We start from the raw sequence: 14,765 nt of genomic DNA, 5'->3' as shown, positions 1-14,765 counted from the left end.
GCCCCGAAAAGGAGGGGTTTCGGGGCGTGCGGGGAGTACGGCGGCGTCAGGCGTTAGGAGACGGCTGAGCGAGAGCGTCCAGCGCGTCGTTCCCGTGAACGTCCTGGGCCCGGATCGCATCCCACAGCTGCACGAGGTAGTTACCTTCAGAAGCCTGCTGCGGCATGTCTTCCGGAACGAAACCGTGGAAGCCCGTGTCCACGACGGGCGGTGCGTCCGCCGGAGGTGCGGGCGGCATCGCGTCGGCCGGAGGTGCGGGCGGCATCGCGTCGGCCGGCGGCGGTGCGTCGGCCGGGGGAGCCGGCGGCAGGTCCACGGGAGGTGCGGGCGGCATCGCGTCGGCAGGGGGAGCCGGCGGCAGGTCCGCCGGGGGCGGCGGAGGAGCGTCCGGAGGTGCCGGCCGGTCAAACCCGGCCAATTGCACCGGAGCGGGCGGGGGCGCGTCGGCGGGTGGGGCCAGCGGTGCCGGGGCGCCATTGATGCCGGGCGCATCCAGGCTGGCCGGAGCCGGCACGTCGCGCTGGGTGGGACCCGACAGGGGGCCACCGCACACGGGCCAGGCGCCACGACCCTGGGTGGCGAGCACCCGCTCGGCGACGGCGATCTGCTGTTCCTTGCTGGCGAGTTCGGCCGACGGTGCGTACTGGCCACCGCCGTGTGCGGCCCAGGTGCTCGCGCTGAATTGCACGCCACCGTGGTAGCCATTGCCGGTGTTGATGCCCCAGTTGCCACCGGATTCGCAACGGGCTACCTGATCCCATTCACCGTCGGTGGCTGCGGCCGCTTGGCCGGCAAGGGCGATGCTGCCGCCACCAAGGACCGCGCCGGTGAAGGCGATCTTGGCGACGCTGATGTTCGAACTGCTGGGCTTACGGTGACGTCCACTCATACGCGCCGATGTATTCCTCTCTCGTCACGCGCCTGCGAGGTCAGCTGTCGGGTTCGGGTTGGAGAGGCCACCCGGCCGGCGTGGTCTCGAACGAGACGACGTCGACTTCACCCCTAGGAGCCGCGAGCGGCCCCAATCCGATCACGGTGGACCGGTGGGTCCCCCGTCTCCATCCATGTAGTTCGGAGGCCCCCGCCTATTGGATGGAGCTCGGCGCGATAGGGAGGGGAGGTCCGCCAATCGGGATGGCTGGCGAGCCTCCGGAGACGTTAACCGTTTCTGTTGGTCTCGTCACGTCTAGGGAAACCCGGCGTTTCCCGCTCGGCCATCTACGAAAACCGCAGGAACACATAGTGTTTGCGCAGGTCGCAAAGCGCGATATCGGAGCGTGATCGCGCCGTTATCGTTCCGTTACGTGAGATATGTCACAGTTTCAACCGCCGGAAAATGGCGGCAGAACATCGATCGTGTCACCGGGTTGCAACGCCGCGGTCTCGTCGCGCACCGCGATCCCGTCGCGCAGGTATGAGCATCGGGTCAAAACGGTGGCCAGGAGGGACCCTCGAACGGCGAGCCGCTCGACCAGCTCGCCGACCGACGTGCCGGGGCGAAGCACCACTGCCTCGGAGTCGACGCCGGCGGCCGCCCGCGCGGCCGCGAAGTAGCGCACCGTCACCTGGATTCCGTCGGCTTGGACAGGGGTCTGTCCCATGGGACTAGCCACCGATCGCGCTCATCGGGCGGTCGGGCTGGATGAAGTTCGGATCGTTGATGCCGTGGCCGGCGGGCTTGCCCCACATCGCGGCGCGCCACGCCGCCTCGACGGCGTCGTCGGGTGCACCGCTACGCAGCAGCCCACGCAGGTCGGTCTCCTGCTCGGCGAACAGGCAGCTGCGGACCTGACCGTCGGCCGTCAAGCGGGTGCGGTCACACGCCCCGCAGAACGCGTGCGAGACGGATGCGATGACCCCGAACTTGCCGCTCGGCGTGCCGGGGCCGGTATCGACCAGCCACAGCTCGGCGGGGGCCGATCCCCGCGGCGCAGGGTCGGGCCGCAGCCGGAAATGGGGGCGCAGCGCGGCCAGCACGTCGTCGGCGCTCAGCGCCGCGTCCCGCCGCCATCGGTGTCCGGCGTCCAGCGGCATCTGCTCGATGACGCGCAACTGGTAGCCGTGCTCGAGGCAGAACCGCAACAATCCCACCACGTCCTCGCGGCCGGTGCCGGGGTCCAGCACGGCGTTCACCTTGACCGGCGTCAGGCCGGCGTCGTTGGCGGCTGCCAGGCCGTCCAGCACGTCTGCGAGCCGGTCGCGACGGGTGATGGCCGCGAAATTCCGGCGATCCACGCTGTCGAGTGAGACGTTGACCCGATTCAGGCCGGCCGCGGCGAGCCCGGCTGCGCGCCGCGCCAGCCCGACACCGTTGGTGGTCAGCGAGATCTCGGGGCGGGGCTGCAGGGCGGCCGCCTCGGCCACCACCTCTTCGAGGTGGCGCGCCAGCAGGGGTTCACCGCCCGTGAACCGCACGCTGGTGACCCCCAGCCGGGTGACCGCGATCCGCATCAGTCTGGCCACCTCGTGGGCGCTCAGCAGTTGTTCGCCCGGCAGCCAGTTGAGGCCTTCGGCCGGCATGCAATAGCTGCACCGCAGGTTGCAGCGGTCGGTCAGCGAGACCCGCAGATCGGTGGCGACCCGCCCGTAGGTGTCCACCAGCGGGCCGCTGGCCGGCACATCGCCGGGAACGGCCGGGCCGTCATCGCGGCGCGGCACCGAGGGGACGCCCAACGTCGTCAAGGTCATGCGGCCACCGGCGGCGCGTAGTGGGGCGGCGAGCTGACCGGCACGATCTGCTTACCCAGCGGCATCAACGACACCGGAATCAGTTTCAGGTTGGCCAGCGCCAGCGGGAGGCCGACGATCGTGAGCGCCATCGCTGCCGCGCTGACCAGATGACCGATCGCCAGCCACACCCCGAACAGCACGACCCAGATGACGTTTCCGACCAGGGCGCCGGACCCCGCCGTCGGCTTGTCCACAATCGTGCGGCCGAACGGCCACAGCGCGTATGAGGCGATGCGCAGCGACGCGAAGCCGAACGGAATGGTGATGATGAGCACGAAGCTGACGATCGCCGCGGCCAGGTAGCCGACGGCCATCCAGAGGCCGCCGAAGACTAGCCAGATGACGTTCAGGATCAGGCGCATATCTCCTCCGCGGTTATCACCAAGCGTACCGAGTGCCAAATAACGGGGGTGCTCGTCATCTGGGCTTCCGAGTAGGATCAGACTCCTAATACGGCGTCCTGCGCAGGCGGGACGCATATTTTGTTGCCTAATTCCGTTGATTCGTTAGACAAGCAGGTGAGACCAGTGCCGACGGGCAAGGTGAAGTGGTACGACGCTGATAAGGGCTTCGGCTTCCTGTCGCAAGAGGACGGCGAAGACGTGTACGTTCGCTCGTCGGCGTTGCCCGCTGGGGTCGAGGGCCTCAAGGCGGGCCAGCGTGTCGAGTTCGGCATCGCCTCCGGACGGCGTGGACCGCAAGCGTTGAGCCTCAAACTGATTGAGCCGCCGCCCAGCCTGACCAAGACGCGGCGCGAGGTGCCCGCCGAGCACAAGCACAGCCCCGACGAGCTGCACGGCATGGTCGAGGACATGATCACGCTGCTGGAAAGCGCGGTGCAGCCCGAGTTGCGCAAGGGTCGCTACCCGGACCGCAAGACCGCCCGCCGGGTTTCCGAGGTGGTCAAGGCCGTGGCCCGCGAACTCGACTCCTGACGGTGCGTGTGTCCCGCCACGCCGGCCGGCCGGTGGCACACGGCCAACCAGCAGAATCACCGTCTGCGCCCCAACGGAGGGTGGCGACGCCCGCACTGGGGTACTCCCTGCTCACGACGGGTATCGAGCAAGGAGGCTGTGATGGCGCAGCAAAAGCAGGTCACCGAAGAGGAAGCGAGAGCGCTCGCCGAGGAGTCGCGCGAAACGGGTTGGGAAAGACCATCTTTCGCCAAAGAGTTGTTCCTTGGTCGTTTTCCGCTGGAGCTGATTCACCCGTTTCCCACACCCTCGGAGGCTGACGAGGCGCGCACCCGTGCGTTTCTCGACCGGCTACGAGAGTTCCTGGACACCGTGGATGGCAGCGTCATCGAACGCGATGCGCAGATCCCTGACGAGTATGTGAAGGGTCTGGCCGATCTGGGCTGTTTCGGGATGAAGATACCGTCCGATTACGGCGGGCTGAATATGTCGCAAGTCGCCTACAACCGGGCCCTGATGATGGTGACGAGCGTGCATCCGAGTCTCGGCGCACTGCTGTCGGCTCATCAATCCATCGGCGTACCCGAGCCGCTCAAGCTTGCCGGGACACCCGAGCAGAAACGAAAGTTCTTGCCGCGGTGCGCGGCTGGGGCGATATCGGCTTTTCTGCTTACTGAACCCGACGTCGGCTCCGACCCGGCACGGCTGGCCTCGACGGCGACACCGGTCGAGGACGGCAAGGCCTACGAACTCGATGGCGTGAAGTTGTGGACCACCAATGGCGTGGTCGCAGAGCTGCTGGTGGTGATGGCCCGGGTGCCCAAGGGCGACGGACATCGAGGCGGCATCAGCGCCTTTGTCGTCGAAGCTGATTCGCCCGGCATCACCGTGGAGCGACGCAATAAATTCATGGGGCTGCGCGGCATCGAGAACGGTGTGACCAGGCTGCACAAGGTCCGGGTCCCGAGCGAAAACCTGATCGGCCGCGAAGGCGACGGCTTGAAGATCGCGCTGACCACCCTCAACGCCGGACGGTTGTCGATTCCCGCCAGTGCGACGGGCTCGTCGAAGTGGGCACTGAAGATAGCGCGCGAATGGTCCGGTGAGCGTGTGCAGTGGGGCAAACCATTGGCCCAACACGAGGCGGTGGCACGCAAGCTCTCATTCATCGCCGCGACCAACTACGCCCTTGACGCGGTGCTGGAACTGTCCGCCCAGATGGCCGATTAGGGCCGCAACGACATCCGCATCGAGGCGGCGTTGGCCAAGCTATGGTCCAGCGAGATGGCCTGCCTGATCGCCGATGAGGTCATGCAGATTCGGGGCGGGCGGGGATATGAGACGGCGGAGTCGCTGGCGGCGCGCGGCGAACGTGCGGTGCCGGTCGAGCAGGCGGTGCGGGACCTGCGGATCAATCGCATCTTCGAGGGGTCCAGTGAGATCATGAGACTGCTCATCGCACGCGAAGCGGTCGATGCCCATCTCGCCGCGGCCGGTGACCTCGCCAAGCCCGACACCGGCTTGCGGCAGAAGGCCGCCGCGGCCGTCGGGGCAAGCGGGTTCTACGCAAAGTGGTTGCCGCAGCTGGTTTTCGGTGAAGGGCAGCGGCCCCGCGCCTACCATGAGTTCGGTCCGCTGGCGGCACACCTGCGCTTCGTCGAACGCTCCAGCCGCAAGCTGGCACGCAACACCTTCTACGGGATGGCACGTTGGCAGGCAAAACTGGAGCAGCGGCAGGGCTTCCTCGGGCGCGTGGTCGATATCGGTGCCGAACTGTTCGCGATGTCCGCGGCGTGCGTGCGGGCGGAGTCACAACGCGCCGCCGATGCGGCAATTGGTCAGCAGGCGTACGAGCTCGCCGAAACGTTCTGCCGGCAAGCGGCCTTGCGGGTGGAAGCCCTGTTTCACGCCCTGTGGGACAACACCGACGGCAGCGATGTCGCGCTCACCCGTAACCTGCTTCAGGGGCGCTACGGCTGGCTCGAGGACGGGGTCATCGATCAGTCCGAGGGCACCGGGCCGTGGATCGCCGAGTGGGACGAGGGCGCGTCGACCGAGACCAACTTGGCCCGGAGATTTCTCACGACCTGAGGCGCAGGTCGAACCTGAGGCCGCTGAATCCCGGCGATCGCTCGGCAATGAATCGATGTTGAGCGACTATGGGAGATATGGCTTCCTATGTTGCTTCGGCGGGTGAATTCACCCGCGACACCGACTACATCACCACCCGCATCACCGCCGATGGGCGCGACGGCTATCCGGTCGAGCCCGGGCGGTACCGGCTGGTCGTCGCCCGGGCGTGCCCATGGGCGAACCGCGCGATCATCGTGCGCCGCCTGCTGGGCCTGGAAAGTGTTCTCTCCATTGGCTTTTGCGGCCCCACCCACGACGAGCGCAGCTGGACGTTCGACCTCGATCCCGGCGGCGTCGACCCGGTGCTGAAGATCCCGCGGCTGCAGGACGCCTACTTCAAGCGTTTCCCGGACTACCCCAAGGGCATCACGGTCCCGGCGATCGTCGACGTGGGAACCGGTGAGGTGGTCACCAACGACTTCGCGCAGATGACCCTGGATCTGTCGACGGAATGGTCGGCATACCACCGCGACGGGGCACCCGAGCTGTATCCCGAACACTTGCGCGCCGAGATCGACGAGGTGAGCAAGAAGGTCTACACCGAGATCAACAACGGCGTGTACCGGTGCGGGTTCGCCGGCTCGCAGCAGGCCTACGAAGCCACCTACGACCGCTTGTTCACCGCGCTGGATTGGGTGAGCGAACGGCTGAGCGAACAGCGATTCCTAGTGGGAGACACCATCACCGAAGCCGACGTCCGGTTGTTCACCACCCTGGCCCGCTTCGACCCGGTCTATCACGGCCATTTCAAGTGCAACCGCGGCAAACTGAGCGAAATGCCGGTGCTGTGGGCCTATGCGCGCGACCTGTTCCAGACACCCGGATTCGGTGACACCGTCGACTTCGTCCAGATCAAGCAGCACTACTACATCGTGCACGCCGACATCAATCCCACCCGGATCGTGCCCAAGGGTCCGGACCTGGCCAGCTGGCTATCTCCGCACGGGCGAGAAAGTCTCGGTGGCAAGCCGTTCGGGACGGGGACACCGCCCGGGCCGCCGGTCGAAGGCGAACGCGTGCCCGCCGGGCACGGGGCCTAGTTCGTGGCGGCGAACGTCGACTCGTTGCGCCCAAATACGCGCATTTGCACAACAACTCGACGTTCGGCGCGAACCCTCAGAAGGTCAGGCGCACGGACCATTCCGCGTGCGGCACATCGCGCAACTCGCCCGCGGGATCGACCGCCAACGTCAGCAACTGCACGACGATGCCGGCCAGCCGCCCGCGATGCGGATCGACCGACGGGATCGTCACGGCGAACCGGGTGCCCGGCCGGAAGATGGTGCTGGTCGTGTTGGTCGGGTCGTCGTATACCTGGAGCAGCCGCCAGGGCGCCCGGTAAATCGCGTCGGGCACCGAGAGCTGAATCGGGTAACGTTCGCTGACCTTCAGCTCGCCCTGGTTCTGCGGTGTCTCGCAGTCTTCGAGGTTGAGCACGTTGCAGTACAGGTAGGGCCCCACCCGCGTCAGGTGACCGTGTGAAAACGCGCTGATCTCGGGGTGCCGCGGTCCGGAGCGGCCCACCAGCAACCAGGCGCCCACGCCGGCGCCGACGCAGAGCACAGCCACCACACAGGCGAGCAGCACGGCCACCCCCCGCTTGCTTCTGGGTTTCACTCGGCAACCACCGCCGGAGCGCCGACACCGCGGCGCTTGCCCTCCTGCTCGACCATGATTGGCCTATTTCCTCCCAGGCCGGGAATCAGTGAGTTACCGCGGAAGCTGACCAGGGTCTGCGCCAGGCCCAGGATGAGCAGCGCAGTGACCGCGGTGAAACCGACCCACAGTTCGGTGTACACCAACACCCCCAGCGCGCCGCCGAGGACCCAGGCCAACTGCAGTGTGGACTCGGAGCGCCCGAACCCCGATGCGCGGGATTCCTCCGGTAGATCGTTCTGCAGCGACGCGTCCAGGGACGCCTTTCCGATGGCGCTGGCCCCCGACGTGACCAGGGTGGCGATGACGGCCAGCACCAGGTTGCCGGCCACCGCAGCGGCCAGCGCGACGGCGCTCACCGCGACCGTGCAGCGCACCACCAGCACGGCGGGCCGCCCCAGCTTCAGGCGCGCACTGGTGAAGTTGCCGACGAAATTGCCGATCCCCGCCGCGGCGCCGATCACCCCGAGCATCGCGACCTGGGCCCAGCCGTTGGCCTGATGGGCCTTCGCGACGAATGCGGGATAAAGGAACAGGAAGCCCACCATGACCTTGATGGTGCAGTTACCCCACAGCGACGTAATGATGTTGCGGCCCAACGGCTGTCGCAACGCCCCGCTGACCTCCTTGTGCCAGCTGCGCCGCAGCGGTTCACTGTCCTGGCGATAGCTCAGGGTGGCGGGGACCTCGCCGGCGGTCACCTCGACCCAGCGCGGTATCCGCATGGACAGCAGGGCGCCGGCGATCGTCACCGCGATCACCACGAATAAAGCCCCGGGCAGCTTGAACAGGTGGGTGCAGACGAACTCGACGCCACCCGCGATCGCTCCGCCGACGATCGTGCCGCCCAGCAGGCCGAACATGGTCAGCCGCGCGTTCACCCGGACCAGGTCGATGGTCGGCGGCATCACCCGCGGTGTCACCGCGCTGCGCAGCACGCTGAACGACTTCGAGAACACCATCATCGCGAGTGCGCACGGGTAGAGGACCCACGAGGGGAAACTGCCGCTCGCGCCGTCGTAGTTCATGACCAGCAGTACGGCCAGGGCGGTGCGAAGCGCGAACGATGCAGCCAGGGCGACGCGGCGGCCGTGCTGCAGCCGGTCCAGCGCCGGGCCGATCAGCGGCGCGATCACCGCGAACGGCGCGATCGTGATCAACAGGTACAGCGCGACCCGGCCCTTGCTCTCGCCGGTTGCGGCGGCGAAGAACAGCGTGTTGGCCAGTGCGACGGCCATCGCGGCGTCCACCGCGAAGTTGGCCACCACCGGCCACGTCAGCGCCGTCAGACCCGACTTGTCCGCGCCGTCGGCGGTCGCGGCGCGCTGCACCATCCAGTACATCCGCGAGCCCATCTCGCGACTGCGCAGCGCCGCGGCGCGGGTGACGGTGATCCGCTCGCCGGCACCGCGAGGCGCCCCGCCGCTGTTGCGTTCCGGCTCCGGCTCATGGTCCAGAGGGGGCAAATAGCGGTTGGCGCTCGGCATCGGCGACGGGCGGCGGGTACGCCGGTCGGCCGCGCCGCCGGCGGGGTAATTCGCCGCGCCCGGGTGCTGAGCGGCAGGGCCGTTGCGGGGCCGGCGGCCCGGCTGAGCGGCCACCCGGCCCGGATTGTTTTGCCGCCTTCCGGACACGTCCCGATTCTCCCCTATGCCGACTGCATGCGTCTGCAGGCAACGGGGTGTGGCTCGTCAACCTAGTATTGGAAACGCCATGCAGAAAGAAGACAGCGTGACCCGACCAACCGAGGAGCCCACCGTGGACTACGCCGTGGCGACCGTCGGCGACTGGCCCGAGGGGTTGGCGGCGGTGCTGACGAGCGCGGCGGACCAGGCCAGGGCCGCCGTCGTGGAGTTCAGCGGGCCGGAGATGGTCGGCGATTATCTGGGCGCCGGCTACGAAGACCCGAACACCGCCACCCACCGGTTCCTGGCGCATCTACCCGGCTACCAGGGATGGCAATGGGCGGTCGTGGTGGCCGCCTATCCGGGCGCCGACCACGCCACCATCAGCGAGGTGGTGCTGGTGCCGGGGCCGACGGCATTGCTGGCGCCCGAATGGGTGCCGTGGGAGCAACGGGTGCGGCCCGGGGACCTGAGCCCCGGTGACCTGTTGGCGCCGGCCGCCGACGATCCCCGGCTGGTGCCCGGCTACACCGCCAGTGGGGATCCCCAGGTCGACGAGACCGCCGCGGAAATCGGGCTGGGCCGTCGTTGGGTGATGAGCGTCGAGGGCCGCTCCGAGGCGGCCGAACGCTGGCGCACCGGCGATTACGGCCCCGATTCGCCGATGGCGCGATCCACCAAGCGGGTGTGCCGCGACTGCGGCTTTTTCCTGCCGCTGTCGGGTTCCCTGGGGGCGCTGTTCGGAGTGTGCGGCAACGAATTGTCGGCCGACGGGCACATCGTCGACAAGCTGTACGGCTGCGGCGCCCACTCGGACACACCGGCCCCGGCGGGCAGCGGGTCGCCGGCTTACGAGCCGTACGACGACGGCCTTTTGGACGTCGCCCAGGCACCGGTCGAGCCATCCCCGCCGCCTTCGGAGCCGTCGGAGGCCGCGGAAGAGCAGCCGGAGCCCGAGGCTGTGCAGCCCCAACCCGATACGCCGGGCGAACCGGCGGAAACGGATACGTCGGAGGCCGCGCCGGTGGCCGAGGCACCGGAGCCTGGGCAGCCACCGCGGGATGAGACGCCCGACTGACCGGTTTCGGCGGCGGCCTTGATGCGCGCCAGCGACGCGTTCATGCCCTCGAGCAATTCGCGTTCGAACTTGGTGGTCCCGCCGAAGAGCGCGTTCACCGACAGATTCGAAAACGCGGTGACGCCGTTTTCGGCGTGGCGACTCTCGATCAGCCGGGTGCCCTCGCCGCTGGGCTCGAGCTCATAAGTCCAGATGGTGTTGTTGGTGTCGACCCGGAACGCGAGCCTGCGGTCCGGGACGACCTCGACGACGGTGCAGGTGGTCGGCCAGAACAGCCGCTTGCGGCGGTTGAGGTTGAGGGTCCGGGTGCCCTGACGCAGCGGGCCGAAGGGCTTCATCCACCGGCACTGCGGACTCCACTGCGGCATCCGCCGCAGATCGGAGACCAACCCCCACACCGTGGCGGCCGGGGCGTCGATATCGACATGCGCTTGCAACAGCGGGGCTACCATCGCTCCTCCAGGTTCCGTGCGTTACTCATGGTCGAGGAAATTTTCCAGCCCGGCCTGAGCGCCGCGCGCACCACGGCGGGCCGCGGCCAGCTGCAGCAGGAAGATGCTCGTGCCGAGCGCCCCCACGCCCAGCCCGGCCAGGGCAACCGGACGCCAGCTCTGCAGGGAGGGCACCAGGAAAGCGGCGCCCACCGCAATCAGCCATCCCAGCGCACCGAGGATGATGAACGGCCACGCCCGCAGCAGCGCAGCCGGCAGCGGCGGTGCTGTGCGGTCGCGACCGGGCTCGGCAGACATCGCGATCAACATAACCCGCCGGTGGTCTCTGCAGACGGCGCACCCGCTTGCCCGACACCTCGGGGCAAAGCGGGATACGCGGGCGGATAAGCGTTTCGATGAAAAAACCCCGCCGCTTGGCCATACCGATCAACACCCCGTCGTTCTCGGGTTCGTGTCCCGGTTTGTGAGCGTGCCGTGTAACCTCGCGCCATGCCTGACAGCGATGCGCGGCTGGCCAGCGACCTGTCACTGGCAGTAATGCGGCTGGCCCGCCAACTGCGGTTTCGCAATCCGTCGTCGCCGGTGTCGTTGTCCCAGCTGTCGGCGCTGGCGATGCTGACCAACGAAGGCCCGATGACGCCCGGCGCACTGGCGATTCGCGAGCGTGTCCGGCCGCCGTCGATGACCCGGGTGATCGCGTCGCTGGCCGAGATGGGACTTGTCGACCGCGCGCCACACCCGGTCGACGGCCGACAGGTACTTGTTTCGGTCTCCGAGTCCGGCGCCGAGCTGGTCAAGGCAAACCGTCGTGCCCGCCAGGAGTGGCTGGCCAAGCGGCTGGCGACGCTGGACAGCCAACAGCGCGACACCCTGCGCAACGCGGCCGACCTGATGCTGGCCCTGGTCGACGAAGGCCCGTGAGCCACACCACCGAATGATCACCGACGTTGACGACCCCGACGATCCGAGGCTCGACGATTTCCGCGACCTGAACAGCGTCGACCGCCGTCCGGATCTGCCGTCCGGCAAGGGTCTGGTGATCGCCGAAGGTGTGCTGGTGGTGCAGCGCATGCTCGCGTCACGCTTTCGTCCGCATGCCCTGCTGGGCACCGACCGTCGGCTCGCCGAACTCGAAGATGACCTGGCCGGCAGCGCGGTGCCGTTCTACCGGACCTCCGCCGACGTGATGGCCCAGGTGGTCGGCTTCCACCTCAACCGCGGAGTGCTGGCCGCCGCCCGTCGGGTGGCCGAACCCAGCGTTGCCGAAGTGATCGCGAAAGCCCGCACCGTCGCGGTGCTCGAAGGGGTCAACGATCACGAGAACCTGGGCTCGATCTTTCGCAACGCGGCGGGCCTCGGCGTCGACGCGGTCGTATTCGGCAGCGGCTGCGCCGACCCGCTGTACCGGCGCGCGGTCCGGGTGTCGATGGGCCATGCGCTGCTGGTGCCGTTCGCGCGCGCAACCTGTTGGCCGGCCGACCTCAAAGGGTTGCGGGACAACGGGTTTCGACTAATGGCGATGACACCGCAGGGCACCGCTTGCGCCTTGCCGGACGCGATGACGGCCGCACGCGATGAACGCGTCGCGGTATTGGTGGGCGCCGAGGGGCCCGGACTGACGCCGGCCGCCCTGCGGTCGAGCGACGTGCGGGTGCGCATCCCGATGTCGCGGGGCACCGACTCCCTCAACGTCGCGACGGCGGCGGCGCTGGCGTTCTACGAGCGGGCCCGTTCGACGACGAGAGGCGGAGATGGACAGTCAAACTAGGCTCCGGCTGATGAGGGACGAGTCCGTGCCCTGGGCAACGGGTTTGACGGTGTCCGGATTCGTTGCGGCGGTCACCGCCGCCGCGATCGTGGTGCTCAGTCTGGGGCTGCTTCGGGTGCACGCGCTGCTGGCCGTCGGGCTCAACGTCGTCGCGGCGGGAGGGCTCGCACCGACCTTGTGGGGGTGGCGGCGCACCCCGGTGCTGCGCTGGTTCGTGCTAGGTGCGGCGGTCGGTGTAGCGGGAGCCTGGTTGGTGCTGCTCGCCTTGACGGCCGCGGGTCACCATCGGCCCTAGCGCTGTCCGCCAGAGCGCACGCCGAGCAACACGTCTTCCCACGCCGGAATGACCGGCTTACCCCGGCGGGTGTGCACGGGCTTTTCCTCAGGCTCCGCGGCCACCGGTGGTTCCGGCACGGGCGGCTTCGCGGGCTCTTCGAAGTCGACGTGGGCCACCCGGGCCAGGGGGCGCAGCGGAAGTTCGAAGCTGGGGTCGATCAGCGCGCTGGCCGCGTCGTCGATGGCGGTGACCGTTCCGCCGTGGGCGCCCGGCGAGAAACAGAAATGCGCAAGGTTGTCGGACCGGCCGACCTTCCACGCGAGTTGCACCGTCCAACGGTTGTCTTCGTTACGCCAGGCGTCCCAGCTCAGTTTGTCGTGGCTGAGACCCCGTTTGACCAGTGCGGCGCTGACCGTCTCCAGGAGGGTCAGCACGGCGGGACCATCCGCCAGCATCGGGTGCGCGGCGGTTGCCAGTTCTGCGGCGCGGAACCGTTCCAACAGCACCGGGTGGGCGAAGCGGCGGATCCGCGACACCTCCGAGCCCGACGCCGCGGCGACCTGCTCGACGGAGGCGCCCGCGCGGATTTTGGCCTGAATTTCTTTGGGGCTCAGCATGTTGGTGACTTCAATCTCGAGCTGCGGTTGCTCGCAGGACAGGGCGGCGTCGCGCAGCAGGGCTCGCAGGCGGTCGTCGGCCGCCAGCTTGAATTGCTCCGCGGCATCGTCGCCCTCGCAGATGACATATTTGCTGTCGGCATCCAGCCCAACCACTTTGAGTTCCCGCATGGTTATCTCCTCGCAGGCTCCGTGCAGGTCAGCGACGGACCCGTCACGTGCGCACTGTAGTCCAGCAACCGCCCATCATCTGTGCTGACACGCTGTGCGGTTGCGGCTTGATTGCCAGTCGGTTACAAGCGCGCGACGACCCAATCGATGCATTGGGTCAGTGCGCTGACGTCGTCGGGGTCCACCGCTGGGAACATCCCCACCCGCAGTTGGTTGCGGCCGAGTTTGCGGTACGGCTCGGTGTCGACGACGCCGTTGGCCCGCAGAATCTTCGCCACGGCCGCGGCGTCGACCTCGTCGGCGAAGTCGATGGTGCCCACCACCTGCGAACGCAACTTCGGGTCGGCGACGAATGGCGTGGTGTAGGACCGGTCCTCGGCCCAGGAGTACAGCCGGCCCGACGAGTCCGCGGTGCGTTTGACGGCCCAGTCCAGCCCGCCGTTGCCCAGCATCCAGTCGACCTGCTCGGCCATCAGCGCCAGGGTGCCGACCGCCGGGGTGTTGTACGTCTGGTCCTTCAGGCTGTTCTCCACCGCGATGGGCAGCGACAGGAAGTCGGGAACCCAGCGGCCGGAGGCCGCGACGGATTCGACGCGGGCCAGCGCCGCCGGGCTCATGATGGCCAGCCACAGGCCGCCGTCGCTGGCGAAATTCTTCTGCGGAGAGAAGTAGTAGGCGTCGGTCTCGGCGATGTCGACGGGCAGGCCGCCGGCGCCCGAGGTCGCGTCGATGACGATCAGCGCGTCGCCGGAATCTGTCGGCCGGCCGACGGGCACCGCGACGCCGGTCGACGTCTCGTTGTGCGCCCAGGCGATGACGTCCACCGATGGGTCGCCCTGCGGCTCGGGGGCGCTGCCGGCATCCGCCTTGATGACGACGGGATCGCCGACGAACGGGTTCTTGGCGACTGCGGAGGCGAACTTGGAGCTGAACTCGCCGAAGGACAGGTGCAGCGAACGCTTGTCGATCAGGCCGAAGGCCGCGGCGTCCCAGAACGCGGTGGCCCCGCCGTTGCCCAGAATCACCTCATAGCCCTCGGGCACGGAGAACAGATCGGCGAGCCCGGACCGCAGCCGGCCGACCAGGTTTTTGACCGGCGCCTGCCGATGGGAGGTGCCGAACAGCGGCGCGGCCGAAGTGCTCAACGCCTCCAGTTGTTCGGGCCGGACCTTCGACGGGCCACAGCCGAAGCGGCCGTCTCGGGGTTTGATGTCAGCGGGGATCTCGAGCTGGTCAGCCATGCCCATCAGGGTAGTGAGCCGACCTGACGGGCCGGTGCGGCGGCCCGCCCCCGGGCCCAAGCCGCCGGGTGAAAACGCCTGCTCGCGCGTGGTCGGAGGTTTG

General features: G+C 68.2%; 14 protein-coding genes, 3 pseudogenes and 1 riboswitch. Of the genes and pseudogenes, 7 read left to right on the top strand and 10 right to left on the bottom strand.

Features of this window, described 5'->3' with window-relative positions; all coding sequences use genetic code 11:
* Nucleotides 1-46: 46 nt before the first annotated feature.
* The 4 genes from AC5Y7E_RS14820 to AC5Y7E_RS14805 form a co-directional block, all read right to left on the bottom strand.
* Entirely contained in the window at nucleotides 47-889 is an 843-nt protein-coding gene (locus AC5Y7E_RS14820; RefSeq protein ID WP_499918568.1) for a transglycosylase family protein, read from the bottom strand.
* A 13-nt stretch (nucleotides 890-902) separates the two neighbouring features.
* A riboswitch (cyclic di-AMP (ydaO/yuaA leader) is annotated at nucleotides 903-1,087 on the bottom strand.
* A gap of 235 nt (nucleotides 1,088-1,322) precedes the next feature.
* Entirely contained in the window at nucleotides 1,323-1,601 is a 279-nt protein-coding gene (locus AC5Y7E_RS14815) for a MoaD/ThiS family protein (protein WP_499949760.1), read from the bottom strand.
* 4 nt (nucleotides 1,602-1,605) lie between these two features.
* Nucleotides 1,606-2,688 (bottom strand): GTP 3',8-cyclase MoaA, encoded by a 1,083-nt coding sequence (gene moaA, locus AC5Y7E_RS14810; protein WP_499918564.1) that lies wholly within the window; start codon nucleotides 2,686-2,688, stop codon nucleotides 1,606-1,608.
* Nucleotides 2,685-3,092, bottom strand: coding sequence for a YccF domain-containing protein (locus AC5Y7E_RS14805; protein WP_499949600.1), 408 nt, complete (start codon nucleotides 3,090-3,092; stop codon nucleotides 2,685-2,687). The genes moaA and AC5Y7E_RS14805 overlap by 4 nt, the downstream gene beginning before the upstream one ends.
* A gap of 165 nt (nucleotides 3,093-3,257) precedes the next feature.
* On the opposite strand from AC5Y7E_RS14805, the gene AC5Y7E_RS14800 reads away from it, so the two are divergent.
* The 3 genes and pseudogenes from AC5Y7E_RS14800 (at nucleotide 3,258) to AC5Y7E_RS14790 (ending at nucleotide 6,817) form a co-directional block, all read left to right on the top strand.
* A complete protein-coding gene (locus AC5Y7E_RS14800; RefSeq protein ID WP_499918561.1) occupies nucleotides 3,258-3,665 on the top strand; it encodes a cold-shock protein in 408 nt (135 codons plus the stop codon).
* Between the two features lie 141 nt (nucleotides 3,666-3,806).
* Nucleotides 3,807-5,735: pseudogene (locus tag AC5Y7E_RS14795) on the top strand (acyl-CoA dehydrogenase family protein).
* 77 nt (nucleotides 5,736-5,812) lie between these two features.
* The gene (locus tag AC5Y7E_RS14790) at nucleotides 5,813-6,817 is read left to right on the top strand and encodes a glutathione S-transferase family protein (protein ID WP_499949599.1); all 1,005 of its coding nucleotides are present in this window, start codon (nucleotides 5,813-5,815) and stop codon (nucleotides 6,815-6,817) included.
* Between the two features lie 76 nt (nucleotides 6,818-6,893).
* Here the strand turns inward: AC5Y7E_RS14790 and AC5Y7E_RS14785 are convergent, their stop codons facing one another.
* Both AC5Y7E_RS14785 and AC5Y7E_RS14780 read right to left on the bottom strand, forming a co-directional pair.
* The gene (locus AC5Y7E_RS14785) at nucleotides 6,894-7,394 is read right to left on the bottom strand and encodes a DUF2771 domain-containing protein (protein ID WP_499918553.1); all 501 of its coding nucleotides are present in this window, start codon (nucleotides 7,392-7,394) and stop codon (nucleotides 6,894-6,896) included.
* Entirely contained in the window at nucleotides 7,391-9,034 is a 1,644-nt protein-coding gene (locus tag AC5Y7E_RS14780) for an MFS transporter (protein WP_499949759.1), read from the bottom strand. The genes AC5Y7E_RS14785 and AC5Y7E_RS14780 overlap by 4 nt, the downstream gene beginning before the upstream one ends.
* 130 nt (nucleotides 9,035-9,164) lie before the next feature.
* Between AC5Y7E_RS14780 and AC5Y7E_RS14775 the strand changes: the two are divergent.
* Nucleotides 9,165-9,962 (top strand): annotated as a pseudogene (locus AC5Y7E_RS14775) (DUF3027 domain-containing protein); the annotation flags it as partial.
* A 179-nt stretch (nucleotides 9,963-10,141) separates the two neighbouring features.
* Here AC5Y7E_RS14775 and AC5Y7E_RS14770 read toward each other — a convergent pair.
* Together AC5Y7E_RS14770 and AC5Y7E_RS14765 are read right to left on the bottom strand one after the other, a co-directional pair.
* Nucleotides 10,142-10,588 (bottom strand): annotated as a pseudogene (locus AC5Y7E_RS14770) (SRPBCC family protein); the annotation flags it as partial.
* 21 nt (nucleotides 10,589-10,609) lie between these two features.
* On the bottom strand, nucleotides 10,610-10,885 hold the full coding sequence (locus AC5Y7E_RS14765) for a DUF2530 domain-containing protein (RefSeq protein ID WP_499949598.1): 276 nt from the start codon (nucleotides 10,883-10,885) through the stop codon (nucleotides 10,610-10,612).
* 192 nt (nucleotides 10,886-11,077) lie between these two features.
* Here AC5Y7E_RS14765 and AC5Y7E_RS14760 point away from each other — a divergent pair, with 192 nt between their 5' ends.
* Genes AC5Y7E_RS14760 through AC5Y7E_RS14750 form a run of 3 tightly spaced genes read left to right on the top strand, consistent with a single transcriptional unit; the run spans nucleotide 11,078 to nucleotide 12,651 of the window.
* Entirely contained in the window at nucleotides 11,078-11,509 is a 432-nt protein-coding gene (locus AC5Y7E_RS14760; protein WP_499918545.1) for an Rv0880 family HTH-type transcriptional regulator, read from the top strand.
* A gap of 13 nt (nucleotides 11,510-11,522) precedes the next feature.
* Entirely contained in the window at nucleotides 11,523-12,356 is an 834-nt protein-coding gene (locus AC5Y7E_RS14755; RefSeq protein WP_499918543.1) for a TrmH family RNA methyltransferase, read from the top strand.
* A gap of 10 nt (nucleotides 12,357-12,366) precedes the next feature.
* Nucleotides 12,367-12,651, top strand: a complete 285-nt coding sequence (locus tag AC5Y7E_RS14750; protein WP_499949597.1) for a DUF2537 domain-containing protein — start codon at nucleotides 12,367-12,369, stop codon at nucleotides 12,649-12,651.
* Here AC5Y7E_RS14750 and sepH read toward each other — a convergent pair.
* Both sepH and serC read right to left on the bottom strand, forming a co-directional pair.
* Nucleotides 12,648-13,421 (bottom strand): septation protein SepH, encoded by a 774-nt coding sequence (gene sepH, locus AC5Y7E_RS14745; protein ID WP_499949596.1) that lies wholly within the window; start codon nucleotides 13,419-13,421, stop codon nucleotides 12,648-12,650. The two genes, AC5Y7E_RS14750 and sepH, sit on opposite strands and share 4 nt — an antisense overlap.
* Nucleotides 13,422-13,543: 122 nt before the next feature.
* Entirely contained in the window at nucleotides 13,544-14,662 is a 1,119-nt protein-coding gene (gene serC / locus AC5Y7E_RS14740; RefSeq protein ID WP_499949595.1) for a phosphoserine transaminase, read from the bottom strand.
* Nucleotides 14,663-14,765 lie beyond the last annotated feature (103 nt).

The organism is Mycobacterium sp. NGS17, from assembly GCF_059813205.1.
Note: the sequence above shows the minus strand (reverse complement) of the source record. Positions and strands in the feature narration are given on the sequence as shown.

Excerpts from the sequence above, each read along its gene's own strand:
- AC5Y7E_RS14765 (WP_499949598.1), bottom strand. The coding sequence starts at position 10,885 with ATGTCTGCCGAGCCCGGTCGCGACCGCACAGCACCGCCGCTGCCGGCT.
- AC5Y7E_RS14805 (WP_499949600.1), bottom strand. The coding sequence starts at position 3,092 with ATGCGCCTGATCCTGAACGTCATCTGGCTAGTCTTCGGCGGCCTCTGG.
- moaA (WP_499918564.1), bottom strand. The coding sequence starts at position 2,688 with ATGACCTTGACGACGTTGGGCGTCCCCTCGGTGCCGCGCCGCGATGAC.
- AC5Y7E_RS14755 (WP_499918543.1), top strand. The coding sequence starts at position 11,523 with ATGATCACCGACGTTGACGACCCCGACGATCCGAGGCTCGACGATTTC.
- AC5Y7E_RS14750 (WP_499949597.1), top strand. The coding sequence starts at position 12,367 with ATGAGGGACGAGTCCGTGCCCTGGGCAACGGGTTTGACGGTGTCCGGA.
- AC5Y7E_RS14820 (WP_499918568.1), bottom strand. The coding sequence starts at position 889 with ATGAGTGGACGTCACCGTAAGCCCAGCAGTTCGAACATCAGCGTCGCC.
- sepH (WP_499949596.1), bottom strand. The coding sequence starts at position 13,421 with ATGCGGGAACTCAAAGTGGTTGGGCTGGATGCCGACAGCAAATATGTC.
- serC (WP_499949595.1), bottom strand. The coding sequence starts at position 14,662 with ATGGCTGACCAGCTCGAGATCCCCGCTGACATCAAACCCCGAGACGGC.
- AC5Y7E_RS14815 (WP_499949760.1), bottom strand. The coding sequence starts at position 1,601 with ATGGGACAGACCCCTGTCCAAGCCGACGGAATCCAGGTGACGGTGCGC.
- AC5Y7E_RS14790 (WP_499949599.1), top strand. The coding sequence starts at position 5,813 with ATGGCTTCCTATGTTGCTTCGGCGGGTGAATTCACCCGCGACACCGAC.
- AC5Y7E_RS14760 (WP_499918545.1), top strand. The coding sequence starts at position 11,078 with ATGCCTGACAGCGATGCGCGGCTGGCCAGCGACCTGTCACTGGCAGTA.